This is a genomic window from Bradyrhizobium altum (assembly GCF_020889705.1).
Lineage (GTDB): Bacteria > Pseudomonadota > Alphaproteobacteria > Rhizobiales > Xanthobacteraceae > Bradyrhizobium > Bradyrhizobium altum.
In genome coordinates this window covers 48,810-74,320 of sequence record NZ_JACMYP010000011.1, presented here as the reverse complement: position 1 = coordinate 74,320, position 25,511 = coordinate 48,810, and the positions used below count along the sequence as shown (strand labels likewise).

Below are 25,511 nucleotides of genomic sequence, written 5' to 3'. Positions count from 1 at the left end.
CCACCGCGGCCGGCCGGACTGCCTCGCTGATGGAATCAAGCCCGCACAGGCCGCAGCCGGTCGGGCCGGCGATGTTGCGCCGCCGCTCGGCGATCCGCTCGGCCTTGTCAGGCTTCAGCCACATCCGTAGCTCGATGCCGTCATCGAGCTCGACGATGTCGAGGGTCTCGATCTCGTCGGCCGACTGCACGATGCCTTCGCTGAGGCTGAATCCAACCGCGAAGTCGCCGAGGTCCTCGGGCGAGCCCATCATCACGGCGTAGGTGCCGCCATTATAGGTGAGTGCCAGCGGCGTCTCTTCCGGGATCAGGCGCGCGCCCTCGCTGAAGACGCCGTCGCGCCAGACCTTCCGTATCGCCTTGTGGACCGGTTCGCGCATCGCTACTCCGCGGCTTCCACCACCGGCGCGATGCGCCGGGAGTTGCGGGCCTGCTCGTCATAGGCCTTCTGCCAGTCGGACGGACCGTTCGACGGCGAGATCTGCACGGCAGTCACCTTATATTCAGGACAGTTGGTCGCCCAGTCCGAGAAGTCAGTCGTGATGACGTTGGCCTGGGTGTCCGGGTGGTGGAACGTGGTGTAGACCACGCCCGGCGCCACGCGGTCGGTGATCAGCGCGCGCAGCGTGGTCTCGCCGGCGCGGCTCGCCAGCCGCACCCAGTCGCCGTCGCGCACGCCGCGCTGCTCGGCATCGTGCGGATGGATTTCGAGCCGGTCCTCGGCGTGCCACACCACGTTCTCGGTGCGGCGGGTCTGCGCGCCGACATTGTACTGGCTGAGGATGCGGCCGGTGGTGAGCAACAGCGGGTAGCGCGGGCCGGTGCGTTCGTCGGTCGCGATATATTCGGTGATGATGAACTTGCCCTTGCCGCGCACGAAGCCGCCGATATGCATCACCGGCGTGCCTTCCGGCGCCTTCTCGTTGCAAGGCCACTGCACCGAGCCGAGTTCATCGAGCTTGGCATAGGAGACGCCGGTGAAAGTCGGCGTCAGCGCGGCGATCTCGTCCATGATCTCGGACGGATGGCTGTAGTTCATCGTAAAGCCCATCGCCTTGCCAAGCATGATCGTCACTTCCCAGTCGGCATAGCCGTTGAGCGGCGTCATCACCTTGCGGACGCGCTGGATGCGGCGTTCGGCGTTGGTGAAGGTACCGTCTTTCTCGAGGAAGGTCGAGCCGGGCAGGAAGACGTGGGCGTAGTTCGCGGTCTCGTTCAGGAAGAGATCGTGAACGATGACGCATTCCATCGCCGACAGCGCCGCCACCACATGCTTGGTGTTCGGGTCGGACTGCAGGATATCCTCGCCCTGCACGTAGAGCCCCATGAAAGTGCCCTCGATTGCGGCATCGAACATGTTGGGGATGCGCAGCCCGGGCTCGTTGTTGAGCTTGACGTTCCACATCGCCTCGAACTGCTCGCGCACCGCGTCGCCGGAAATATGGCGGTAGCCCGGCAGCTCGTGCGGGAACGAGCCCATGTCGCAGGAGCCCTGCACGTTGTTCTGGCCGCGCAGCGGGTTCACGCCGACGCCGGGCCGGCCGATATTGCCGGTCACCATCGCAAGGTTGGCGATCGCGATCACCGTGGTCGAGCCCTGGCTGTGCTCGGTGACGCCGAGCCCGTAATAGATCGCGCCGTTGCCGCCGGTGGCATAGATCCGCGCCGCCTCGCGCAGATCCTTCGGATCGACGCCGGTCATGATCGCGGTCGCTTCAGGGCTGTGCTTCGGCTCTGCGACGAAGGCGGCCCAATCCTCGAACTCGCTCCAGTCGCAGCGCTCGCGTACGAAGGCCTCGTCGACCAGTCCTTCGGTGACGATGACATGGGCGAGGGCGGTAAGCACGGCGACGTTGGTGCCGGGCATCAGCGGCAAATGCAGCGCCTTCACATGCGGCGATTCCACCATCTCGGTGCGGCGCGGATCGAGCACGATCAGCTTGGCGCCCTGACGCAGCCGCTTCTTCAGCCGCGAGGCGAACACCGGGTGAGCCGAGGCAGGGTTGGCGCCGATGATCAGCACGACGTCGGTGCCCTCAACCGAATCGAAATCCTGCGTGCCGGCCGAGGTGCCGAAGGTCTGCGACAGGCCGTAGCCGGTCGGCGAATGACAGACGCGGGCGCAGGTGTCGACATTGTTGTTGCCGAAGCCGCCGCGGATCAGCTTCTGCACCAGATAGGTCTCTTCGTTGGTGCAGCGAGAGGAGGTGATGCCGCCGACCGCGTCACGGCCGTATTTCTGCTGGATGCCCTTGAACTTGGCGGCGGCGAAGTTGAACGCCTCGTCCCACGATACTTCCTGCCAGGGATCCTCGATCCGCTCGCGGATCATCGGCTTCAGGATGCGCTCCTTGTGGGTGGTGTAGCCCCAGGCGAAGCGGCCCTTGACGCAGGAATGGCCGCGGTTGGCCTTGCCGTCCTTCCATGGCACCATGCGCACAACTTCCTCGCCACGCATCTCGGCCTTGAAGGCGCAGCCGACGCCGCAATAGGCGCAGGTGGTGACAACAGAGTGTTCGGGCTGGCCGATCTCGATCACGGATTTTTCGGTCAGCGTCGCGGTCGGGCAGGCCTGCACGCAGGCGCCGCAGGACACGCATTCGGAGCCGAGGAAGCTCTCGCTCATGCCGGGCGAGACGCGGCTGTCAAAGCCGCGGCCGGAGATCGTCAGGGCGAAGGTGCCTTGCACTTCCTCGCAGGCACGGACGCAGCGCGAGCAGACGATGCACTTCGAGGGATCGTAGGTGAAATACGGATTGGATTCGTCCTTCGGCATCCAGGCCGCATTGGCTTCGCCGTTGGATTTCGCGAAGACGTGGTTGTCGCCTTCATAGCCGTAGCGCACGTCGCGCAGGCCGACGGCGCCCGCCATGTCCTGCAATTCGCAGTCGCCGTTCGCGGCACAGGTCAGGCAGTCCAGCGGATGGTCGGAGATGTAGAGCTCCATCACGCCCTTGCGCAGCTTCTTCAGCCGCTCGCTCTGGGTGTGCACGACGAGGCCCGGCATGACCGGCGTGGTGCAGGAGGCGGGCGTGCCGGCGCGGCCCTCGATCTCGACCAGGCAGAGCCGGCAGGAGCCGAAGGCGTCGACCATGTCGGTCGCGCAGAGCTTTGGAATCTGCGTGCCGGCCTCCATCGCCGCGCGCATGATCGAGGTGCCCTCGGGCACCGTGATCTGATTGCCGTCGATGGTCAGCGTAACCATCGCCTCGGATTTGGATTTTGGCGTGCCGAAGTCGATTTCCTGGATCAGCGACATCGTGATCTCCTTGCTATTCCGCGGCCTGCAGCCGGGCCGGTGCGGGACCTAAATCTCCGCCAAAATCTTCCCGGAAGTGTTTCAGTGCGCTCATCACGGGGTAGGGCGTGAAGCCGCCGAGTGCGCACAGCGAGCCGAATTTCATGGTGTTGCAGAGGTCTTCGATCACGGCGAGGTTTTCCGCCACGCGCTCGCCGTTGATGATCTTGTTGATGGTCTCGACGCCGCGGGTCGAGCCGATCCGGCACGGCGTGCATTTGCCGCAGGATTCGATCGCGCAGAACTCCATCGCGAAGCGCGCCTGCTTGACCATGTCGACGGTGTCGTCGAACACCACGATGCCGCCATGACCGATCAGGCCGTCGCGCGCGGCGAATGCCTCATAGTCGAACGGCGTGTCGAACAGCGCGCGTGGGAAATAGGCCCCGAGCGGGCCGCCGACCTGCACCGCGCGCACCTCGCGTCCGGTGAAGGTGCCGCCGCCGATCTCGTCGACGAGCTCGCCGAGCGTGGCGCCGAACGCGGTCTCGAACAGCCCGCCATATCTGATGTTGCCGGCGAGCTGGATCGGCATCGTGCCCCGTGAGCGGCCCATGCCGAAATCGGCATAGGCCTTGGCGCCGTTGTCGAGGATGAAGGGGATCGCCGCGAACGACAGCACATTGTTGATCACGCTCGGACGGCCGAACAGGCCCTTGTGCGCGGGCAGCGGCGGCTTGGCCCGCACGATGCCGCGGCGGCCTTCGAGGCTCTCCAGCAGCGAGGTCTCTTCGCCGCAGACATAGGCGCCGGCGCCGACGCGCACTTCAAGATCGAACTCATGGGCGGAGCCGCCGATGCGCTTGCCGAGGAAGCCGCGCGCCGGGCCGCCACGATCGCCGCGTTCATCGCCTCGACCGCATGCGGATATTCCGAGCGGATGTAGATGTAGCCCTTGGTGGCGCCTACCGTGATACCCGCGATCGTCATGCCCTCGATCAAGACGAAGGGGTCGCCTTCCATGATCATGCGGTCGGCGAAGGTGCCGCTGTCGCCTTCGTCGGCGTTGCAGACGATGTATTTGCGGTCGGCGCTGGCCTGCGCCACCGTCTTCCACTTGATGCCGGTCGGGAAGCCGGCGCCGCCGCGGCCGCGCAGGCCGGACGTCGTGACATCGGCAAGGACCTGCTCGGAGCTCAGCGTCAGCGCCCGCTCCAGGCCTTTGTAGCCGCCATGGGCGCGGTAGTCGTCGACCGAACGCGGATCGACCACGCCGCAGCGGACGAAGGTCAGTCTCGTCTGGCGCTTCAGCCAGGGTATTTCGTCCGTGACACCAAGCCGCAGGGCATGCTGGCCGTTGCCCGCCATCGCATCGAGCAGCGACGGGACGTCGGCCGGGGTCACCGGGCCGAAGGCGATGCGGCCCTGGGTGGTCGAGAGCTCAACCATCGGCTCCAGCCAGCACAGCCCGCGCGAGCCGTTCCTGACGATCTCGATCGCTGCGCCACGCGCTGCTGCGGCCTGCGCGAAGGCGAGGGCAACCTCGTCGGCGCCGACGGCGACCGCGGCGGCATCGCGGGGGACGTAAATTCGCATCGTCATCGCTGTGCCTCCGCGACCAGCGCGTCGATGCGCGCTTCATCGAGCCGGCCAATCAGCCGGCCATCCAGCATCGCCGAGGGTGCGGTGGCGCAGAGCCCGAGGCAGTAGATCGGCTCCAGCGTCACCCGCTCGTCCGCCGTGGTATTCCCCAGGGATACGCCGAGCTTGGCCTCTGCGCGCGCCGCAAGGCGGTCGCCGCCGGCGGCCTGGCAGGCCTCGGCGCGGCAGAGCTTGAGGACGTGGCGTCCGGCTGGTTGCTTCCGGAAGTCATGGTAGAAGGTGAACACGCCGTGCACCTCGGCGCGGGACAGATTGAGTGCCTCCGCCACCATCGGGATCGCAGGCTCCGGCACATAGCCGAAGGCTTCCTGCAGCGCGTGCAGGATCACCAGCGTGGCACCTTCAAGCCCGGCATGCTCGGCGATGATTTCCGCGCCGCGCGCCTTGTCCCAAGGTTCGTATCCCACCGTCATCAGCGCTTCTCACGATCAGTTTTTTGCTTTGCACATGAGAATTGGAATCCTTCGAAACATCAATAAAGCTGTCTCATGCGGCGATTGCGAAACGCGATTAATAGCGTTGCCGAATGGGTCGATCCGGGATCGCAATAATGTTCTGGAATCACGCACTTCCGGGGCGCTTTGGATTTCGGGATCGCACCCCGATCGTGCTACCGATGGACGCGTCGGGCTGCCATTTGGGGCGCCGTTTTCCGAAGGAGTTTGAACCTTGATCGACAAGCTGGAACTTCTGCTGGCGCTGGCCAAGGAACGGCATTTCGGCCGGGCTGCGGAGGCCTGCGGGGTCACCCAGCCGACCATGTCGACCAGTCTCAAGCAGCTCGAGGAGATCCTCGGCGTCATGCTGGTGCAGCGCGGATCGCGCTTCCAGGGCTTCACGCCGGAGGGCGAACGGACGCTGGACTGGGCGCGGCGCATCGTCGGCGATGCGCGGGCGATGAAGCAGGAGATCAACAGCCTCAAGGACAAGCTGTCGGGCGAGATCCGGATCGCCGCGATCCCGACCGCGCTCGGCATGGTGGCCTCGCTCACCACGCCGTACCGGGCGCGCCATCCCGATGTGCGGTTTCGCATCCAGTCGTGCACGTCCGCCGATGTGCTCGGTCTGCTAGAGAATCTAGAGGTCGACGCCGGGCTGACCTACATCGAGAACGAGCCGATCGGCAAGGTCCGCACCATCCCGCTCTACAACGAGAGCTATCGTCTGCTGACGGCGCCGGATGCGATGTTCGGCGATCGCAAGCAGGTGACGTGGAAGGAAGTCGGCACCGTGCCGCTGTGCCTGCTCACGCCCGACATGCAGAACCGCCGCATCATCGATCGCGCGCTGACCTCGGTCGGTGCGGAGGCGACGCCGTCGCTGACCTCCAATTCATTGCTCGTGCTCTACACCCATGTGAAGACCGGACGCTGGGCCAGCGTGATGCCGGCCAAGCTCGCCGAGACGCTCGGCCTTGCCGATGCCGTGCGCAGCATCCCGATCATCGATCCGGTGGTGGACTACAGCATCGGCCTGGTGATCCCGCAACGTGATCCCATGACGCCGCTGATCGCGGCCCTGGTGCAGGTCGCACGCGAGGTCGCGCCGAAGCTGGAGAGCGCGTAGCTCTCGGCAATCAGAAGGCCCTCCCGTCACAGTTCCGGCTTGAGACGATCGCGGACCTGGTCCCTGCGAAGCGATACCTGGCTTGCTCATTTTCCCGGCGAAGCCGAGCGGTCCGCGGGACGCGATCGTTCCACGCGCGCGGCAATATGGAACTCAGCGGCAGCTCAGCGGTTTCATTGCGACGTCCCGGTCAGCGAGCAGGAGTTGCCTTGAATCGTCGCCAGTTACTCCACGGATCGGCCATGTTGCCGGCACTGATGCTCTTGCCGCAGCGGGAGGCCGCAGCCGCAGGGAACACGCCGGACGCACCTTTCAACGCGTCGATGGTTAGGGAGCTTGCCCGCAATCTCGCCAGCAAGTCCTTCGAGGCGCCGGACGAGAAGTTACCGAATGGCCTGACCGACCTGAACTACGATCAGTACCGCTCGATCCGCTTCGTGCCGGAGCGCGCGCTGTGGCACGGCCAGAAACTGCCGTTCGAAGCGCAGTTCTTCCACCGCGGCTTTTTCTACAAGAACAAGGTCAAGATCTTCGAGGTCGCCGACGGCAAGGTCAGCGAAGTCAGCTACAGCAAGGACATGTTCTCGTTCGGTGAGAACGTGCCTGTGTTCACCGAGACCGACCTCGGCTTTGCCGGATTTCGTATCCACGCGCCGATCAACAAGCCGGACTATTACGACGAGGTCTGCGTCTTCCTTGGAGCGAGCTATTTCCGCGCCGTCGCCAAGGATCAGACCTATGGCCTGTCGGCGCGTGGCCTGTCGATCGATACCGGCGAGGCGAAGGGCGAGGAGTTTCCGTTCTTCAAGGCGTTCTGGCTCGAGCGTCCCGTGCCCAATGCGACCTCGCTGGTCGTTCATGCGTTGCTCGACAGCAAGAGCTGTGCGGCGAGCTACCGTTTCACGATCAGACCCGGGAAGAGCACGGTCTTCGACGTCGAGGCATCGCTCTATCCGCGTGCGGATCTCGAGCACGCCGGCCTTGCGCCGATGACGAGCATGTTCTTCTTCGGGCCCAATGATCGCAACGAGGTCGATGACTTCAGGCCGTCGGTGCACGATTCCGACGGGCTTGCGATCTACAACGGCAGAGGCGAGAGCCTGTGGCGTCCCCTGAGCAATCCGCGCGACCTCCAGATCAGCACGTTCCAGGACATCAACCCGCACGGCTTCGGGCTGATGCAGCGGGAGAAGAATTTCTTCGCCTATCAGGACATCGAGTCCAGCTTCGAGAAGCGTCCGAGCCTGTGGGTCGAGCCGATCGGCGACTGGGGCGAGGGCGCGGTGATCCTGTTCGAGATTCCGACCAAGGAAGAGATCCACGACAACATCGCCGCGTTCTGGCGGCCGAAGGCGCCGCTCAAGGCCAAGAGCGAGACCAATCTGACCTATCGGCTGCATTGGGGACCTGACGCGCCGAAGCCGCATTCGCTCGCGCGCTTCACGCGCAGCGGCATCGGCGCACATGGCGAGAACAGCAAGCTGTTCGTGCTCGACCTGTTCGGCGACAATCTGAAGGGGATCGATCCCGCCAGCATCAAGGGCGTCGTGACGGCTGAGAAGGCCGAGATTACGAACATCGTCACGCAGCCGAACCCGAATACGGGCGGGTGGCGGCTCAGCTTCCAATGCGCCGTCAAGAAGGAGCCGATCGAGCTGCGCGCCCATCTGGCGCAGGATGACAAGCCGCTTTCGGAGATCTGGGTCTATCGATGGGCGCCATAGTCACGTCGTCTCGGCCCGACGTCGCGATCGCGACCGCCGGCTTCCTGCCACAAGAAAGCCCGCTTGCGATGTCGGCGGCCGACCTTGGCCGGCCGCCGCGCGCGGTGAGCAGGCCAGTGTCGGTCGGTGCGGGCATGTTGATGCGCCGGGCGTTCGTCCTGGTGCTGACCGTCGCGCTGACCGGCGCGGGCGCCTACGAGATGTACATGGTGGTCCAGGTCGGCGGCGTGACGATCATGGAAGGCATGGTGCTGGCGCTGTTCGTGGCGCTGCTCGCCTGGATCGCGTTCTCGTTCGCTTCGGCGCTCGCTGGCTTCTTCGTGCTGCTTCGGCGCAGCGGGAATTCCTTGCCGATCCGCGACGATGGACCGCTGCCGCGGATCGCGAGCCGGACCGCGGTGCTGCTCCCCACTTACAACGAGGATCCACATCAGTTGATGGCACGCCTTCGCGCCATTCACGAGTCCGTCGCGGCGACCGGACAGGGCGAACGCTTCGACTGGTTTGTGCTGAGTGATACGCGCGATCCCGATATCTGGATCGCGGAGGAACAGGCGTTCCTCGCGCTCGGCGATGCCTGCGGCGGTGGGCGGCTCTACTACCGGCATCGCGCCGACAATAGCGCGCGGAAGTCCGGCAATGTCAGTGAGTGGATCACGCGCTTTGGCGGCGCCTACCAGTTCATGATCGTACTCGACGCCGACAGCCTGATGTCGGGCGATACCATCGTGCGGATGGTTCACGCCATGGAGACCAATCCGCAGGCGGCGCTGCTGCAGACGCTGCCCATCATCGTCAACGCGCGCAGCCTGTTCAGCCGCCTGCAGCAATTTGCCGGCAGGCTGTACGGACCAATGGTCGCGGCTGGCGTCGCATGGTGGCACGGCTCCGAGGGCAATTATTGGGGGCACAACGCCATCATCAGGATTCACGCATTTGCTGAGCAGGCGGGCCTGCCTGAACTCTCCGGCCGCAAGCCGTTCGGCGGACATATCCTGAGCCACGATTTTGTCGAGGCAGCGCTGATGCGGCGCGCCGGCTGGGGCATCTACATGGCCCCGATGCTCGGCGGCAGCTACGAGGAGGTGCCGCCGTCGCTGCTGGATTTTGCCGCCCGCGACCGCCGTTGGTGCCAGGGCAATCTGCAGCATCTCGCGGTGCTGACCACGCGCCGCCTGCATTGGATTTCGCGGCTGCATTTCATGACCGGGATCGGCTCCTACATCACCGCGCCGCTCTGGCTTTCGTTCCTGCTGCTCGGAATCCTGATCTCGTTGCAGGCGCGCTTCATTCGCCCCGAATATTTTCCGAAGGGCTTTTCCCTGTTTCCGAATTGGCCGGCGCAGGATCCCGTGCTCGCCGCGTGGGTGTTCGGCCTCACGATGGCGCTCCTGATCGTGCCGAAGCTGCTCGGCTTTGTCCTGCTGCTGACGAGGCGGGACGTGCGCCGGCAATTCGGCGGCGGCTTCCGGGCGCTGGCAGGTGTCATCGCCGAGCTGCTGATCTCGGCAATGATCGCGCCCGTCATGATGGTGTTCCAGTCGATTGCGGTCGTCGAGATCCTGCTCGGCCGGGATGCCGGCTGGCAGACGCAGCGGCGCGACGACGGCGAGGTCGAGCGGCGGGAGCTCTATCGGAAATACGGCGTCCCGACCGCCTGCGGTGTCGCGATGGCGGCGAGCGCCTATGCGGTGTCACTGCCGCTGCTGCTGTGGATGTCGCCGGTGATCGTCGGTCTCTTGTTTGCGATCCCGATCGGCGCCTGGACTGCCAAGCCTGTGCTGCGTGCGCTGTTCATGACGCCGGAGGAGGTCGGGCCGCCGAGCGTGCTGGTGCGTGCCAACGAGCTGGCGTTGTCGTCCGCCCACGCCTCGGCCCCTGCGCTCGCAATGCTCCGGCAGGATCCCGACTTGCTGCATCGCCATCTCGCGTCGCTACCGCCGACGAGGCGCCGCGGTCCAGGCGAGATCGATCCTGACCTCGCGATGGCACGCGCGCGGATCGAGGCGAGCGGGAGCTTCGACGAGGCGGTCGAGCATCTCACGCCGCGCGAGATGCTTGCCGTCCTCGGCGATTCCGTCCTGCTGGAAGGCGTGCTTGCGAAGTAGGGTGGGGCCTAAGCTGCCTCTTGCAGCTTCGCCCGCAAGCTACGCGGATCGCGCGGCAGGGTGATGCGGACGACGGTGCCGACGCCGAGCTTGGAGCGTAGCTTCATCGAGCCGCCATGCAGGTTGGTGAGCGAGCGCGCGATCGCAAGTCCGAGGCCAGAGCCCTGGTAGCTCTTGGTGAGCTGGCTCTCGACCTGCTCGAACGGCTTGCCGAGCCGCCGCAGCGATTCCGGCGCGATGCCGATGCCGCAGTCGGCGATCAGGAGCACGATCGAGTCATCCAGCATCTGACCGCGCACCAGCACGCGGCCCTTGTCGGGCGTGAACTTCACGGCGTTGGAGAGCAAGTTGACGATGATCTGCTTGACCGCGCGGCGGTCGGCGACAACCGAGATCGTGCTTTCGATATCCGATTCCAGTGACAGGCCCTTGTGCTCGGCGCGGCCGGAGACCACCCGCAGCGACTCGGCGAGGATGCCGGAGAGGTCGAGCGGCTCCATGTCGAACTTCATCCGGCCGGCCTCGATCTTCGACATGTCGAGGATGTCGTTGATGACCTCGAGCAGGTATTTCCCCGAGGTCAGGATGTCGTGGCAGTACTCCGCGTATTTGTCCGAGCCGAGCGTCCCGAACAGGCCGCTGCCCATGATCTCGGAGAAGCCGATGATGGCGTTGAGCGGCGTGCGCAGCTCATGGCTCATATTGGCGAGGAATTTCGACTTCGCGGCGTTGGCGTCCTCGGCGCGGGTCTTTTCCTGCGAATATTTCTCGGCGAGGTCGGCGAGCTCGACGGCCTGCCGCTCCAGCTCGGATTGCGAACGCTGCAGGTCGATTACGGTGGCGCGCAGGCGGAGATCGTTGTCGACCAGCTTCTGCTCGTGCGCCTTGATGCGGGTGATGTCGGTGCCGACCGAGACGTAGCCGCCGTCCTTGGTGCGGCGCTCGCTGATATGCAGCCAGCTGCCGTCGTCGAGCTGGGCCTCGAAGGTGCGAGCGCCGGGCGCCGGCACGCCGCTCTCGTGCAGGCGAGTGCGCACTTCGGGCATGCTGCCGACCTCGATCACGGTCTCGTAGGACGTGCCGGGGCTGACCGCGGAATCGGGCAGCTTGTGCAGCCGCTGGAAGTGCGAGTTGCAGAGCACGAGGCGGTCCTCGGCGTCCCAGAGCACGAAGGCCTCGGGAATCGTCTCGATCGCGTCGCGCAGCCGGAGGTCGGCTTCCACCGACTTCTCGGCGAGGCTCTTCTGTTCGGTGATGTCGACCGCGATGCCGATCAAATGCAGGCCGCTGTCGGCCGCGGCGTGGCTGAGCTCGCAGCGCACGCGCAGCCAGATCCAGTGGCCGCCGACATGGCGCATGCGGAAGCTCTGGTCGATGTGATCGATCTTGCCCGAGATCAGCTGCTCGGCGATGTCGAACAGGTTGATGTCGTCGGAGTTCACCAGCGCGTTGACCTCGCCGAAGGTGAGGAGGTCGTTGCGGGTATCGAGGCCGAGCAGGGTGAACATCGACTGCGACCAGAAGATCCTGCCGCGCGACAGATCCCAGTCCCACAATCCGCAGCGGCCGCGATTGAGCGCGGTGTCGATCCGGCCGCGCACGGCGTCGTTGATCAGGTCGCCCTCGCGGGCGCGGGTCGATTGCCAGTGGAAGGCGAAGCCGAGGATCAGCACCACGAAGCTCGTGGTCGCCGACAGCGTCACTGAGAGTGCCGCGTCCGATCCCCAGATCGGCTCGTTCATCTCCTGGATGACGACGACCTGGCCGGGCAGCGACTTGACGAGCTGCGAGATCGCCAGCGCGCCGGTGCCGCCCGGCAATGTCATGTCGCTGACCGCACCCTGCTGGCCCGGTGCGACCAGGAGCTGCGCGGTGGAGACGATGTCGAGGACGCGGTCGTTCTCGCCGGCGCCGTCGATCGGCACGCGGGCCAGCACGCGGTGATCGGCGCTGGTGATGATGACATGGCGGCCGTTGGCGATGCCCCAGGACGGAATGAGGTCCGGCAGCAGCTCCTGCATCTGCTCGATATTGGCGAGCCGGTCGCGCCGCACCGAGGTCAGGCGGTCGAGACGCTCGGCGAGGATGTCGGAGAGCGCGGCCAGGTCGCGCTTCATCGCGCCGCGCTTCTGCCGGGTCTGGTCGATCACCTGGACGAAGGCGCCGAGGCAGATCGTGATGAGGAAGGCGATGATCAGCGTAGGGACAGCGCGGCGCAGTGCAGGCTCGGCCGTCAAGAGCCTGTGATAGGCCGGTTTCGCGATCGACTGCGCCAATCCCTTGATCGAATCGGATTGGACACAAGCGTTCGCTGCATGCGCGCGCGCCATGCCTTAGACCCCCATCTAAGCTGATTTTTTACCCGGATCGGATGCTCCCCTCGTCGCATCCGAATCATGATGATTTGAATCCAGATTTCCCGGGCTGTCGAGAGTCAACGATTCGTTAATGCGAAAAAATTCTTGTCCAAGAGAGAATCAGCAGGCGCAAAGTGAGTCCGAAACAGGAACGGCTCCGTAGAATTACGCGCGCGTCGGTTCTGCGTGACTGATCACACGCTTCACGGTGGGGAACGCGCGGCGCAGCTTGCGTTCGATCTCGTCGACGCTTTCGTGCACCTTGATCACACTCATCGAGGGCTCAGCGCGGCAATGGAAGTTGACGACCTCGCCGGCGTCGGTGTTGCGGACCCGCACATTATGGATGTCATGGATCGCTCCGCCATCGGCAAATCCGGTCAGCGCGGTCTTGATGGCTTCGACGCGGTCGGGCGCGGCGTCGGTTCCCCACGGCAGTTCCGGCTCGAGCGGCTCGATATGGGTGTCGACCTCGACGTCCTCGCCAAAATCCTCGCGCATCGCGCGCTCGAGTTCGTGGGCGATGTCATGGGCGGCGTCCAGCACCATGTTGCTGTCGACCTCGAGGTCGATGCCGACGATCAGCTTGCCGCCGATGTCGTGCACGGTGACGTGGTGGATGGCGAGGCCGGAGTTGCGCGCGATCACCATGATGCGCTCGCGCACGCTCTCATTGTCGCGCGCCACCGGCACCGCGGTGAAGGTGAGGTCGGCGTCGCCGAACGCCTTGGTCATCGCCTGCTGCGCCCTGCGCTTGATGTCCTCAACGCGGTCGATCGGATAGGTGCGCGGCACGGCGGCAATGGCGTCGATGAAATGCGTGGCGCCGACCATGCGGACCCGTAGCCGCTCGACGTCGACCACACCCGGCACGGCCTTGATGGCCGCGGTGGCCTTTTCCAGCGCGCCTTCGGGCGCGCGGTCGAGCAGGGTCTCGACCGTCTCGCGCGCCATGCGCAGGCCGAGCAGGGCGATCATCACGGCAACCGCGATGGCGGCCGCGGCATCGCCCCACCAGAAGCCGAAGCCCGCCAGCACTAGGCCGACGATGACGGCCGCGGATCCCATCACGTCGGAAGCGAAATGCAGCGCGTCGGCGGCCAGCGCCTGGCTCTTGGTGTCGCGCGCGGCGCGGTGCAGCGCGCGGGCGCGCCACAGATTGACGCCGATATCGAGGACGAGGACGATGAAGGGAATGGCCGAGATCGACGGCGGCGGGGCGCCTTCGCGCAGATGGCTGTAGGCCTGCACCAGGATGCCGCCGGCCAGCACATAAAGCAGGGCGATGATGAAGAGCGCCGAGACGCTCTCGAACTTGCCGTGGCCGTAATGATGCTCGGCGTCGGCCGGCTGGTCCGATACCCGCACCACCGCCCAGGTGATGATGGTGGCGACGAGGTCGATCGAAGAGTGCAACGCCTCTGAGATCAGCGCCAGCGATCCGATCGCGATGCCGACGACGAACTTCGCCACGGCCATGCTGCCGCTGGCGAGGATCGAGATCGCGGCGACTGATGTCTTGGTGTTGGGTGCGCTGGTGTTGGAAGAACTCATGGGCGGGGGTTTAGCAGGGAGTCCGTGAACATCAAGTGTCAGTCGTCACGCGCAATCGCCACTCACTTGCAATTGCATCTTTGCGCCGAAATCACGCTGTCGTCCTGGCCTAGTGCGCAGCGCACGGGAGCCAGGATCCCTAACCACAGGGTTGTGTTGTTGAATGAGCTGTAGCAACTGCATCGTGGTCACGACTCGCATTCGGGGTAATGGGTCCTGGCTTTCGCCAGGACGACGCTAGATGTGCTTGACGTGTGAAGCATACATCCTCGTTCTCGCGGCGCGTTTCGCCCGAGCTTTGCAAAATCATTTTGCCCCGAAACAAGAGGGCGCAGGGAATGCCGGGTGCGCGCTGCACCCGCGGTCCCGTGTGCAAAAGTGGAAACAAAGACGCACACGAGCATACAGGTTCAGCGGGAGACACTCCGGCATTCCCTGCGCGATGGCGTTACGGCTTACTTCGTGCTCTCCCCGGCGAGACCGGGCTTGCTTGTCACCGTCCTCGCAAGGCGCATCGCGTCTTGCGAGAAGACACCTGCCACTGGGGCGTCAGGACCACACGACTTCACCGTCCGCCTCATGCATGCTCGTCAGTCACACACGCGGCGGCCACCGCATCTCACCGCAACACCCGTGACGATCGCGAAGCGCCCCTCGATCGGGTGAGACGGGCAGACCATACACCGAGTTGCATTTCTGATAAAGCGAATTGTTTTTGATGGGGAGGGTTGACAGATCTTGCTGAGTTGCCCGTCGTGTCGAATGGGCAACAGCCGTCGCCACGACGACCTTCAGGCCGTCAATTTTCCCTTATCCGGGGTAGCGATCGCGCAACCGTCCGATCTATTCGGCGGGTTCTTCGTCTCTTTCCAGTTGCGGCTTTTCATACAGGACCGCGTTCAACAGGGAACGATGCACTTCGATCTTGCCGTTGTAGCTGATCAATCCGAGCTTGCGAAATTTGTTCAGGAAGAAGCTCACCCGGGGTCGGGTCGTTCCGATCATCTCGGCCAGGGTCGCTTGATTGATCGACGCATCGATTGGCGTTGACGTGCCATTTTTTCCGAAATTGGCCAGCAGAAGCAGCAGGCGTGCGAGCCGCTTCTCGCTTGAATTGAAGAGCTGGTCGATCAAATCCTCTTCAATGCGATTGCTCCTGGTGACCAGGTACGTCATGAACAGTTCTGAAAATCGTGGCTCCTTGCGGAGCGCCGCCATCATCGCCTTTCGCGTGATTGAGGTGATAAGGCACTCCTCCATCGCCCTTGCGGTCCCAATGCGGACCGCCTGGCCATTCAGGCAACCCTCGCCAAAAAACTGCGCAGCATCCAATATGCCGACGACGGCTTCCTTGCCTTGCTCGGACACAACGGTCACCTTGACCTTGCCCGATTGGATGTAAAAGACCTTGTCGGCCTCTTCGCCCTGGGCGTAGATGATCCGGCCTTTACGGTACTTCACTATCGTCTTGCCGGTCCCGACTTTGGCGAGAAAGGCCTGGGGATCGAACTGTCGCTTGGCAGACTTCACAAGCCCCTCCTTCGGACCAGCAATGTTTAAATATTAAACCGGTGCGTTGTGGTCAATATTGACCAGCGGACCAGTTTCCAAGGGAAGAAAATCACGCGGTCGGTGGCCGGTGTCCGGCAATGTGGTGGGCGCCCGCCCGATCCAGAAAGGGTGCCCGCATGCTCGGCTTTCGCACGTATCCAACCGGTCCGCCGCTGAGCGTCATAGAGCGCCCGCACTGTCCGCACTGCCAGACCCGCACGCGGCTGGCCTGCATTGCGCCAGGCCCAGGGGGGCACCAACTCCGCACGTTCGAATGCCCCAAGTGTGATCGTGCCCAGCAAACCCTGGTCGGCGACCCCTTGAGCGGCGACGCCCGAGGGTGGCTTTGCGGCCAGCTTAAATCCCCGGACTAGAATTTAGCAATCTCATGGGAGATTGAAAATGGCCGATCAAATAGCTCCCTCACCCCGGGTCCAGTCGAGCCCACGATGCGAGCGATGTGCGGGCGCCACCGTGGTCCAGCGGATCACGCCGTCGCGAGCTGGCCATGAGCATTGGACGCTGCGCTGCAAAAGCTGCGGCCACGTCCACCAGATGCAAGTCGTATCGGGCCCGTCGCAATCCGGACCACTCGACTGGTTCGAGAGAAATTTGGGACCCCCGACATGAGCCTCAAAAAGCGTAACAGGACCAAGGTACATTCTTGACCGCTGACCATCTGGATGAGCAGGCAGAGGCGCGTGCCAGTGAGGCGAAGCAATTGCCTGAGGGCGAGGCGAGACAGAATGCGCTTCGTAACGCCGCACAGTTGAGGGCGTATGCTTTCATGAAGCGCGCACTTGCACCACAAGCCGTCAAGTCGAAGTAACAATGCGGATCAGGACAGTTGCCGCATCGCGGATCTCGACTCCGAGATAATCAAGATCACCAATTCGGCCCGGGTCACAGCACAATGAGTAATGTACCTTCCGACGCGCGACGCTTCCCTCAGCGCAAAGCCGTGAGAACCTCCAGCGAGGTCGATGCGATAGCGAATGCGGCCGGCGCCGTCCTTGGTCTGCGCGACGAGCAACAGGCCTTCGAGGTGCCCGGGCGGCTGTTCGAACAATTACCATTTGCGATCTACGTTTGCGACCGGGATGGTCTTGTCCTTCGATACAATCGCCGCGCTGCCGAACTCTGGGGCCGCTTGCCGAAACTCGGCGATCCCGATGAACGGTTTTGTGGATCGTATCGAATGTTTCGCCCCGACGGCAGTCTGCTGCTGCACCATCAGTGCCCCATGGCCGACGTGTTGCGCACCGGTGTATCCGTGCGCCAGCAGGAGGTTCACATCGAGCGGCCTGATGGTTCTCGCGGCATCGCGCTCGTTGACATCGAGGCAGTCAGGGACAGTGGGGGGAACATTGTCGGCGCCATCAACTGCTTCCAGGATATAACGGCACGCAAACACGGTGAGGAAGCCGCGCTGAGGCTCGCCGCCATCATCGAATCAAGCGACGATGCAATCGTCGGCAAGGACCTCAATGGCGTCATCACGAGTTGGAACGGCGGCGCGGAACGCATCTTTGGCTACCTCGCGGAGGAAATCATCGGCAAGCCGATTACGATCCTGATTCCGCCCGATCGCCGAGACGAGGAAGCCGCGATCATGGGGCGAATCCGGCGCGGCCAGCGCGTCGAACACTATGAAACTGTCCGGCAGTGCAAGCATGGGCGCTTGATCGACATTTCCCTGACCGTTTCGCCGGTCAGAGATGCTCATGGCACGGTCGTCGGCGCATCCAAAATCGCGCGCAACATCACCGAGCGTAAACGGAGCCAGGCGCAGATCGTCAATCTCGCGCGCGAGGCCGAGCATCGAACAAAGAACATCCTGGCGACCGTGCTGGCGACGGTGCGACTTTCCCATTCGGCTACGTCAGACGATCTCAAGCAACTGATCGAGGGGCGCATTGGTGCGCTCGCGAAGGTCCATACGCTGTTCGTGGAATCCCGTTGGGCGGGAGCCGAGCTTCACCGTCTGGTCACGCAGGAGCTGTTGGCTTACAGCGGGGAGAGGGACGCGCGCGTGCGAATTGACGGCCCAGCCGTCATGCTGGAGCCGAGTACGGCCCAGACGGCTGCAATCTCCTTGCATGAGCTCGCGACCAACGCGGCAAAATACGGATCGCTGTCGGCGGCGGGCGGTCACGTTGAAATCACGTGGTCCCTTACGCCAGGCGGAAGGCTCAGTCTGTGCTGGGCCGAATCGGGTGGGCCAACCGTCACGCCGCCCACACGCCGCGGGTTCGGCACCCGCATCGTGGAAAATATGGTCGGCCAACTCAAGGGCGAGGTGCGTTTTGATTGGCGTACCAACGGGCTCAGGTGCGAAATCACCTTGCCGCTTGCATAGGCCGGTCCGCCACGTGCCGTCACAGGACCGTAGGATGGGTCGAGCGCAGCGAAACCCATCATGTCCCCGGGCGGACGCAATTGATGGGTTTCGCTCCGCTCTGCCCATCCTACGGACCATTACGCCGGCAATCCGATGCTTGGAATTTGCTCGGGCAGATAATGGCCCGCGCGAATATCTTTCAGCAAGGTGCCGAAATCGGTGCCGGATTTGAAGCTCTCGTGGACGCGCGACGGATCGAAGAATACGCCGATCGGATTTTCGGAGAATGCACGGGACGTCCGCATATACGCGGTCGAAAGCTTCCAATCGGAGAAATTGTCGCTTTGCAGTTCGACGTAGTTGGCCTCGGGGTCCTGATAGTAGATCGAGATCGTCAAGCCATGATCGACGCTGAACGCCGGCTCGACGCCGGCCTTGCGCAAACGGTCGTACGACGACATCAGGTCAGCGAAGCTCGCATACTCGAACGCACAATGGTGCATCCCGTTGTGATGGATCTTGTCGGCGTCGTCTCCGAGACCGGGCACAGCCAGGAAAGCGATCCGATGGTTTGCCTCGTCATTTGACGTCCAAGCGGCCACTTCGTTTCGGAACTGCACCTGCGTACCGAGAACACGACCATACCATTCGATCATCTCGTCGAGGCGGCTGGTTTTCATCGTCACGTGGTGGAGCGAGGGTCTGATGATGGTGGTGGAAGTTGCAATCATGGCTCTGTCCCTTTCGCCGCAGAGTTTTCGAGTCATCGCCGCGCAATGAGGATGTGAAACCGGGCGTGACGGCGGCAGCTTTTCCGGTTCAATTGAACCCGACATCGCTGATCTAGGTTGGCATCGCGTCGCGATGTCGCCAAAGCACCCACGAATCCCGCCAGCTCTGCCGCGGCTCGCCGGTTCATGATCCAAACGACCACTTGCGATATATGGACCAATTGGTCTATATATTGAGGATGAGCCGCCAAACCACCACGCAGCTGCCTCGTGGCCGCCCGCGAAGTTTCGACATGGAAGCCGCCGTCGAACGTGCGATGGATGTGTTCTGGTCGCGCGGCTATCACGCCACGGCACTGCCGGATCTGCTGCGTGCGACGAAGCTCTCGCGTGGTAGCCTTTACGCCGCCTTCGGCGACAAGCACTCGCTGTTCCTGCGCGCGCTCGATCGCTACATTGCCGATGCGCTGACTCGGATGGATATCGAACTCGACTCTGGCGGAGAGCCGGTCGCCGGCCTGCGGGCCTACCTTGCCGGTTACATCCAGCGCGCCAGCGGCGCCAATGGCCGGCGCGGATGCCTGCTGGTGGCGACGGCCATGGAACTGGCCGGCCAGGATGCCGAGGTTGGCCGTCGCGTCGCGGGCTTTTTCAAAACAATGGAAGCCAGGGTGGCAGACGCGCTGTCTCGCGCGGAGGCGGCGGGCAGATTGGCCGATGGCGTCGAGGCTGCAAGCGCCGCCCGAATTCTCGTCTGTTTCGTTTGGGGGTTACGCGTGGTCGCCAAAACGGCACAGACACGGATCGCATGGCAAGCCACCGCTGACGCGCTGCTCGATCGCTTCATCAGATAAGCCATAACCCATGGACGCCTTCGCTATTGGTGCGTCCATATCTAGACCGATCGGTCTTGAAAGGAATGATGCCATGTCTGCCATCCAGATCGTCTGCGCAGTGGCCGTTCCCTTGCTTTGGGGCCTTCAGTTCGTGGCCATCAAGGTGGGTGTCACGGAGTTTCCCCCGCTGTTCTTCCTCGCACTGCGCTTCCTGGCGATCGCGCTGCTGCTTGTTCCGTTCGTCAAAAAACCCACGCGTCAACAGTTCGGCCCTATCGCAGCTATTTCGCTTTTCCTTGGTGGACTGAACTTCGGGCTGTTCTATGTTGGTCTTGGGCTCGGCTCGGGAAGCATATCGGCTGTCGCATATCAACTCGCGCCGCCTTTCACCGTCCTGCTGGCCTGGCCGCTGCTCGCCGAGAGGCCGTCTCTCGTCACGTCAGCCGGCGTGGTGCTTGCATTCGCGGGCGTGGTGGTGTTGGCGGCGGGGCCGGGGCTGTCGACCAACGCGCTTCCGCTGCTGCTTGTGGTCGGGGCGGCGTTCGCGTTCGCGGTGTCCAACGTCCTGACCAAACGCTACGGCCCGTTTGATCCGCTGATGTTGATGGGGTGGTCGTCGCTGCTCACCGTGCCGCAGGTCATGGTGATGTCGCTGCTGCTCGAATATGGACAGCTGGCGAGCCTTGGCACGGCGGATCAACGCGGCTGGCTGGCGCTCGCCTACACTATCTTCATCGGAGGCATCGTCGGCTTTGGCCTCTGGTTCTGGCTGATCGCCCGTTGCTCGATGGGCCGCGTCGCCCCGTTCGGTCTGCTGCTTCCGGTGTTCGCCCTGATCTCGAGCGTGATGTTCCTTGGCGACCGCGTGACCCCGAAATTGGTTGTCGGCGGGCTGCTCGCAATCTCCGGCGTCGCCATCACACAGCTACGATCGGCCTACGTGCCAATTAAGTCGAGCCGTCACAATAATTGACCCGACACGGATTTGAGCACAATCGATATTTGTCTAGGCTGGCTTACCGTTACCACGGAAGGCAACGATGCTCGGCTACTCCTTTGACCTGCTGCCGCGAGACCTCGAATTTATTTCACAGCAAGCCTACCGAACGCCCATGCGGTCATCGTCCGAGTTGAACGCTCGGATCGGATGTACCGTCCATGTCAAAGATGAAACTCTGCAGCGCAGTGGGTCGTTCAAGTTTCGGGGAGCAATACTTGGGGTCCGCAATGCCTCCCAAGGCATCGTAGCCGCGGGAGCTGGCAACTTCCCAATCGCAGTTGGCTTGGCAGCCCAAACGCTTGGCAAGCCCGCTTGTCTAATTATGCCAAGCGATGCACCGGCCTTCAAATTGGAACAAGCTCGAAGAACAGGAGCAGACATCCAATTCGCGGAACGTTCGCAGTTGGCAGAGCGCGCCGAGACAGAAGCAGGAGAGCGCAATTGGCGTAACCTGCATGCCTTCGAAGATATCGAAATGATCGCGGGCAGCTTCACCCTGGGACTGGAAATCGCTGCCGCGATGGACGCAGATAACTCGAACTCCGATGCCGTCGTCGTAGCCTGTGGCGGCGGCGGATTGGCGGCTGGCGTGGCGCTGGCCCTGCGCTCCAGGTCTATTTCTGCTGAAATCTATGTTGTCGAGCCGGAAACGCATCCGCGATATGCGCGCGCGCGTGCGGGGGGCGCGCCTATTCGGATCGACCCCGTTGGTGACACGTCGTGTGATGCCTTGCGGTCTCGCAAGGTCGGCGCACGCGCGTTCGAGATCCTGGAAAACTCGAATGTCGAGGTATGCGCGGTCAGTGACAGGCTGGTGGAAGATGCATGTCGGCTCTTGCGCAAGATGTGCGGCATTCAAGCTGAGCCAAGCGGAGCGGTCGCGTTGGCGGCAGTTTTGGGAGGTGTCGTCACCAAGAAGCATACCCGAACCTGGGTCATTGCTTGCGGGGGCAATGCGGAGCCCGAATGCTGACCGCGCGAACCGCGGCCCAGATGTCCTTGCGCACCTCGTCAAAAAATCTCGCGGATCTCCTCGATCGAGCGGGTGCGGAAAGTGACGCCGAGATGCTCTTCACGCGCTGTCGAAGACCGCTCCATTCAGTCATTTTGCTGACGCATTCTCTGTCTTAGTCGGGCGCGAAACTGAAGACACGGTGTGAGGACCGTCCCGGTTCTCATAATGGTTCCGTCGCCGGAACTGGCGCGAATCCGCGAAGAATTGGCACGCGTTAACGCCACCGCGTTCGCTTGACCATGTTTTGCGGCATCAGGAACCGGACGATCGAAAAAAATCAATCAAGGAGTTATGATGCTGTTCGGCTCGAGCGCCGCAATTTGCGGCGCCCTGGTTGCGCTCGCCATTTCTGGCACCGCTGCTCGAAGTGAAATCGGTGCGGTTCATTCAACCGCCGTCGTCAACGCCGCGTGTGGGGATGCAATAATTGGCGCGGCATCCATGTACAATCCGTTCAAGCCCGGCAAGGAGGAGGGCGGTCCGAGCACAGCCTCCGGCGAGCGCTATGATCGCTCGGTCTGGGCGGCTGCCATCAAAACGAGTTTGCGTCGGAAGTTTGGTGGGGTCCAATTTGGCGCGAGGCCGAAATATGCCCTCGTCGAGGCTGTAGGCAAGAAGGTCATCGTGAAGATAAATGACGTGGGGCCACTACGGCCTGGCCGCATCATTGACCTCAATGAGCGGACGATGCGCTATTTCGATCCAAGCCTGGAGCTCGGAGTCATTGGTGACGTAAAGGTCAGCCCGCTTGCGGGGGATTATTGGATTCCCGGACCGGTCGGCTGAACACCGCACGCGAAAGAGCCAGGGCATCGCACGCAGCAGGCGCGGATTAGCCCACCGGGTCCGCGCGAAGCGCGGCCCGATGACAGGCTCCGGCGTAATCCGCCGGTGCACCCGACAGAAGATGGCGGATGACGCTTCGCTAATCCGCCCTACGCACCTCGTCGCTACAGCGTCACCACGATCTTGCCGAGGTGCTTGTTGGCTTCCATGTGTTCGAACGCCTTGCCGATGTCGGCGAATTTGTAGACCTGGTCGATCGGCAGCTGCAGCTTGCGCGCCTCGACCGCGGGCCAGATGTCCTTGCGCACCTCGTCGAAGATATCTCTGATCTCCTCGATCGAGCGGGTGCGGAAGGTGACGCCGATGTACTGGATGCGGCGCGCCGCGTGCAGGTCGAAGTTGAAGTCGGCGTGGGTGCCGCCGAGCCGGCCGACATTGACGATGCGGCCCTTGACCTTGGTCGCCTTGAGGTTCTGGTTTGCGACCGGTCCGGAGATCTGATCGACGATCAGATCGACACCTTCACCGCCGGTCGCTTGCAACACCTGATCGACCCAGCCGGGATCTTTGGAATCCACCGCGAGATCGGCGCCGAATTCCTTTAAGCGGCCGCGGCGCATCGCATCGGTCGAGGACCCGACCACGAGCTTCGCGCCCTTCAGCTTGGCGATCTGCATCGCCATCAGGCCGACGCCGGAGCTCGCGCCCTGGATCAGCACGGTCTGGCCCGCCTGCAGCGCGCCATTGGTGACGACGGCATTGTGCATGGTGGCGAGCGCGACGGGCAGGGTGGCGGCCTCGTCGAAGTTCATGTTCGATGGCGCGCGAAACAGCCTGCCGTGATCGGCGAGCGTGTACTCGGCGAACGCCGCGCCGCCCGAGCCCATGATCTTGTCGCCGACCTTGACGCCTTTGGCATCAGGGCCGAGCTCGGCAACCTCGCCGGCCCATTCCATGCCGAGCACGGTGCCGACGCCGCCGGCCGCGCCGTGGGCGTGGCCCTTGGTCATGCCGAGATCGGCGCGGTTCAGCCCGCAGGCGTGAACCTTGACCAGCACCTGCGTGCCCTTCGGCACGGGCTTCGCAACGTCGGTGATTTCAGGGCCGTTGGCTCCGTACACGTAGGCTTTCATGGGCTTCTTCTCGTTGTGTGTCGATTTCGAGATGACTCTGAGTTCCGTCATCCTGAGGAGCGCGCAGCGCGTCTCGAAGGATGAACGGCCCGGCCGGTGGCCGTCGACCCTTCGAGGGCCGCTGAAGCAGCGGCCACCTCAGGGTGACGGGTAACTCATCTTACCCTCGGCCGCTTACTCCGCGGCCTGGCGCTTGCCCACCGACGTCATGCGGTCCAGACGCTCGCGGATGATCGCTTCCGCCTCGCTCACGATGCGCGAGATCAGTTCGGCGCAGGACGGAATGTCGTGGATCAGGCCCTGCACCTGGCCGGCCGACCAGATGCCTTCGTCGGCGTCGCCGGTGGCGTAGACCATCTTGCCGCGGGCGCCGGCGACGAGCTCGCGCACGTCCTCGAACTTGGCGCCTTCCCTCTCCATCTGCACGACCTTGGTCGAGATCGCATTCTTGGCGACGCGCGAGGTGTTGCGCATGGTGCGGAAGATCAGCTCGGTCTCGCGCTCGTCATTGGCGACGATGCGTTCCTTCACGAGCTGATGGATCGGGCTCTCCTTGGTGCACATGAAGCGCGTGCCCATGTTGATGCCTTCGGCGCCGAGCGCCAGCGCTGCGACGAGGCCGCGGGCATCGCCGAAGCCGCCCGAGGCGATCATCGGGATCTTCACCTTGTCGGCGGCGGCCGGAATCAGGATCAGGCCGGGGGTGTCATCCTCGCCGGGATGGCCGGCGCATTCAAAACCGTCGATCGAGATCGCGTCGGCGCCCATCCGTTCGGCGGACAGCGCGTGGCGGACGCTGGTGCATTTGTGCAGCACCTTGATGCCGTGCCTCTTGAACTCGTCGACATGTTCCTGCGGCTTGTTGCCGGCGGTCTCGACGATCTTGATGCCGCTCTCGATGATGACCTGGCGGTATTCGGCATAGGGCGGCGGCTTGATCGCGGGCAGGATGGTCAGGTTCACGCCGAACGGCTTGTCGGTCAGCTCGCGGCAGCGCGCGATTTCCTTGCGCAGATCATCCGGCGTCGGCTGCGTCAGCGCGGTGATCATGCCGAGCGCGCCGGCATTGGCGACGGCGGCAACCAGCTCCGCGCGCCCGACCCATTGCATGCCGCCCTGCACGATCGGGTGGTCGACGCCGAACATTTCGGTGAAGCGTGTCTTGATCATTCTGCCCTCGTTTCCATCAGAATTTTCCGCGCCGCGGACGGCCGCGCACGGTGTTGTTTTTGGATGTCGAGGGAAGGATGCAGTCCTGTCCGGCAAATGTCTACCGGCGACCTGCGGCGCGCCCATGCGGAAATGACGGGGCGCGGCGGTCCGGCGAGGGCGGAGTTTTAGGCTATTGCGGCAAGCGCTGATGATCGGCACGCAGCGCCTGGCCGAGAACAATGACAGCCGAGATGCTTGTTACGCCGGCACCGCGTCCTTCTTCGAGGCGGAAGTTTCCTCGTCGAACGCGGCCGCGATGTCGCGCATGCTGACGACGCCGATCAGGCTGTAATCGTCGATCACGGGCACGTGGCGAATGTGGTGCTTGGTCATGAGATGACGGATGTGCTCGAGCGTGTCGCTCGAGGTGCACGACACCAGCTGTTGCACCGAGACCAGCTGCGACACCTTCATGCTGGCGCCGGCCGCGCCGTGCTCGGCAATCGCGCGCACCACGTCGCGCTCGGTGAACATGCCGACGGCAGTGTTGCCCTCGGTGCGAACGACATCCTTGACCACGAGCGCGCTGATATTGCTGGCGCGCATCAATTGCGCGGCGATCGCCACCGTCTCGTTCATGCGAACCGTGGCAACGCGAGGGGTCTTCTTGCGCAGGATATCTCCGACTTGCATGGCAACCTCCTTGGTTATCGTTGACAGGATTCTGGTATACAAAATGCCAATTGTCAACGCGGCCG

Annotated in this window: 18 protein-coding genes and 1 pseudogene; 8 read left to right on the top strand and 11 right to left on the bottom strand. The window is 63.5% G+C overall.

Going from position 1 to position 25,511, the window contains the following annotated elements:
• From H8B02_RS05835 to H8B02_RS05815, 4 genes and pseudogenes are all read right to left on the bottom strand, one after another.
• Nucleotides 1-379: formate dehydrogenase accessory sulfurtransferase FdhD (locus H8B02_RS05835; protein WP_229165288.1), on the bottom strand; the 379-nt coding region annotated here is incomplete at its 3' end.
• 2 nt (nucleotides 380-381) lie between these two features.
• A complete protein-coding gene (gene fdhF, locus H8B02_RS05830; RefSeq protein ID WP_229165287.1) occupies nucleotides 382-3,258 on the bottom strand; it encodes a formate dehydrogenase subunit alpha in 2,877 nt (958 codons plus the stop codon).
• A gap of 13 nt (nucleotides 3,259-3,271) precedes the next feature.
• Nucleotides 3,272-4,839, bottom strand: a pseudogene (locus H8B02_RS47945) (NADH-ubiquinone oxidoreductase-F iron-sulfur binding region domain-containing protein).
• On the bottom strand, nucleotides 4,836-5,312 hold the full coding sequence (locus H8B02_RS05815; RefSeq protein ID WP_229165286.1) for a formate dehydrogenase subunit gamma: 477 nt from the start codon (nucleotides 5,310-5,312) through the stop codon (nucleotides 4,836-4,838). Before H8B02_RS05815 ends, H8B02_RS47945 begins: the two are co-directional and overlap by 4 nt.
• A gap of 256 nt (nucleotides 5,313-5,568) precedes the next feature.
• On the opposite strand from H8B02_RS05815, the gene H8B02_RS05810 reads away from it, so the two are divergent.
• The 3 genes from H8B02_RS05810 to mdoH all read left to right on the top strand — a co-directional run bounded on the left by H8B02_RS05810 (nucleotide 5,569) and on the right by mdoH (nucleotide 10,297).
• On the top strand, nucleotides 5,569-6,465 hold the full coding sequence (locus H8B02_RS05810; protein WP_229165285.1) for a LysR family transcriptional regulator: 897 nt from the start codon (nucleotides 5,569-5,571) through the stop codon (nucleotides 6,463-6,465).
• A gap of 242 nt (nucleotides 6,466-6,707) precedes the next feature.
• On the top strand, nucleotides 6,708-8,189 hold the full coding sequence (locus tag H8B02_RS05805; RefSeq protein ID WP_376711599.1) for a glucan biosynthesis protein G: 1,482 nt from the start codon (nucleotides 6,708-6,710) through the stop codon (nucleotides 8,187-8,189).
• Nucleotides 8,177-10,297: a glucans biosynthesis glucosyltransferase MdoH gene (mdoH, locus tag H8B02_RS05800; protein WP_229165284.1), complete on the top strand. Its 2,121-nt coding sequence runs from the start codon at nucleotides 8,177-8,179 to the stop codon at nucleotides 10,295-10,297. The genes H8B02_RS05805 and mdoH overlap by 13 nt, the downstream gene beginning before the upstream one ends.
• Nucleotides 10,298-10,305: 8 nt before the next feature.
• On the opposite strand, the gene H8B02_RS05795 is transcribed toward mdoH, so the two are convergent.
• From H8B02_RS05795 to H8B02_RS05785, 3 genes are all read right to left on the bottom strand, one after another.
• Nucleotides 10,306-12,627, bottom strand: a complete 2,322-nt coding sequence (locus H8B02_RS05795; protein WP_229165283.1) for a sensor histidine kinase — start codon at nucleotides 12,625-12,627, stop codon at nucleotides 10,306-10,308.
• Nucleotides 12,628-12,819: 192 nt separating this feature from the next.
• Nucleotides 12,820-14,208, bottom strand: coding sequence for a cation-efflux pump (locus H8B02_RS05790; RefSeq protein ID WP_229165282.1), 1,389 nt, complete (start codon nucleotides 14,206-14,208; stop codon nucleotides 12,820-12,822).
• An 843-nt stretch (nucleotides 14,209-15,051) separates the two neighbouring features.
• Nucleotides 15,052-15,738: a Crp/Fnr family transcriptional regulator gene (locus tag H8B02_RS05785; protein WP_229165281.1), complete on the bottom strand. Its 687-nt coding sequence runs from the start codon at nucleotides 15,736-15,738 to the stop codon at nucleotides 15,052-15,054.
• Between the two features lie 934 nt (nucleotides 15,739-16,672).
• Between H8B02_RS05785 and H8B02_RS05780 the strand changes: the two genes are divergently transcribed.
• On the top strand, nucleotides 16,673-18,118 hold the full coding sequence (locus H8B02_RS05780; protein WP_229165280.1) for a sensor histidine kinase: 1,446 nt from the start codon (nucleotides 16,673-16,675) through the stop codon (nucleotides 18,116-18,118).
• A gap of 119 nt (nucleotides 18,119-18,237) precedes the next feature.
• Here H8B02_RS05780 and H8B02_RS05775 read toward each other — a convergent pair whose 3' ends face one another.
• Nucleotides 18,238-18,936, bottom strand: a complete 699-nt coding sequence (locus H8B02_RS05775; RefSeq protein WP_229165279.1) for a VOC family protein — start codon at nucleotides 18,934-18,936, stop codon at nucleotides 18,238-18,240.
• A gap of 188 nt (nucleotides 18,937-19,124) precedes the next feature.
• Here H8B02_RS05775 and H8B02_RS05770 point away from each other — a divergent pair, with 188 nt between their 5' ends.
• From H8B02_RS05770 to H8B02_RS05755, 4 genes are all read left to right on the top strand, one after another.
• Nucleotides 19,125-19,685 (top strand): TetR/AcrR family transcriptional regulator, encoded by a 561-nt coding sequence (locus H8B02_RS05770; RefSeq protein WP_229165278.1) that lies wholly within the window; start codon nucleotides 19,125-19,127, stop codon nucleotides 19,683-19,685.
• A 73-nt stretch (nucleotides 19,686-19,758) separates the two neighbouring features.
• Nucleotides 19,759-20,640, top strand: a complete 882-nt coding sequence (locus tag H8B02_RS05765) for a DMT family transporter (protein ID WP_229165277.1) — start codon at nucleotides 19,759-19,761, stop codon at nucleotides 20,638-20,640.
• Between the two features lie 67 nt (nucleotides 20,641-20,707).
• A complete protein-coding gene (locus H8B02_RS05760) occupies nucleotides 20,708-21,640 on the top strand; it encodes a pyridoxal-phosphate dependent enzyme (protein WP_229165276.1) in 933 nt (310 codons plus the stop codon).
• A 333-nt stretch (nucleotides 21,641-21,973) separates the two neighbouring features.
• Nucleotides 21,974-22,468 carry an RlpA-like double-psi beta-barrel domain-containing protein gene (locus tag H8B02_RS05755; protein WP_312000639.1) on the top strand — a complete coding sequence of 165 codons (495 nt, stop codon included), beginning with the start codon at nucleotides 21,974-21,976 and terminating at the stop codon, nucleotides 22,466-22,468.
• Between the two features lie 164 nt (nucleotides 22,469-22,632).
• On the opposite strand, the gene H8B02_RS05750 is transcribed toward H8B02_RS05755, so the two are convergent.
• From H8B02_RS05750 to H8B02_RS05740, 3 genes are all read right to left on the bottom strand, one after another.
• Complete coding sequence (locus H8B02_RS05750) at nucleotides 22,633-23,601, bottom strand: zinc-binding dehydrogenase (protein WP_229165274.1); 969 nt, start codon at nucleotides 23,599-23,601, stop codon at nucleotides 22,633-22,635.
• A 174-nt stretch (nucleotides 23,602-23,775) separates the two neighbouring features.
• Entirely contained in the window at nucleotides 23,776-24,771 is a 996-nt protein-coding gene (locus H8B02_RS05745; protein ID WP_229165273.1) for an NAD(P)H-dependent flavin oxidoreductase, read from the bottom strand.
• Between the two features lie 240 nt (nucleotides 24,772-25,011).
• Nucleotides 25,012-25,446, bottom strand: coding sequence for a CBS domain-containing protein (locus H8B02_RS05740; RefSeq protein ID WP_212310984.1), 435 nt, complete (start codon nucleotides 25,444-25,446; stop codon nucleotides 25,012-25,014).
• Nucleotides 25,447-25,511: the final 65 nt, after the last annotated feature.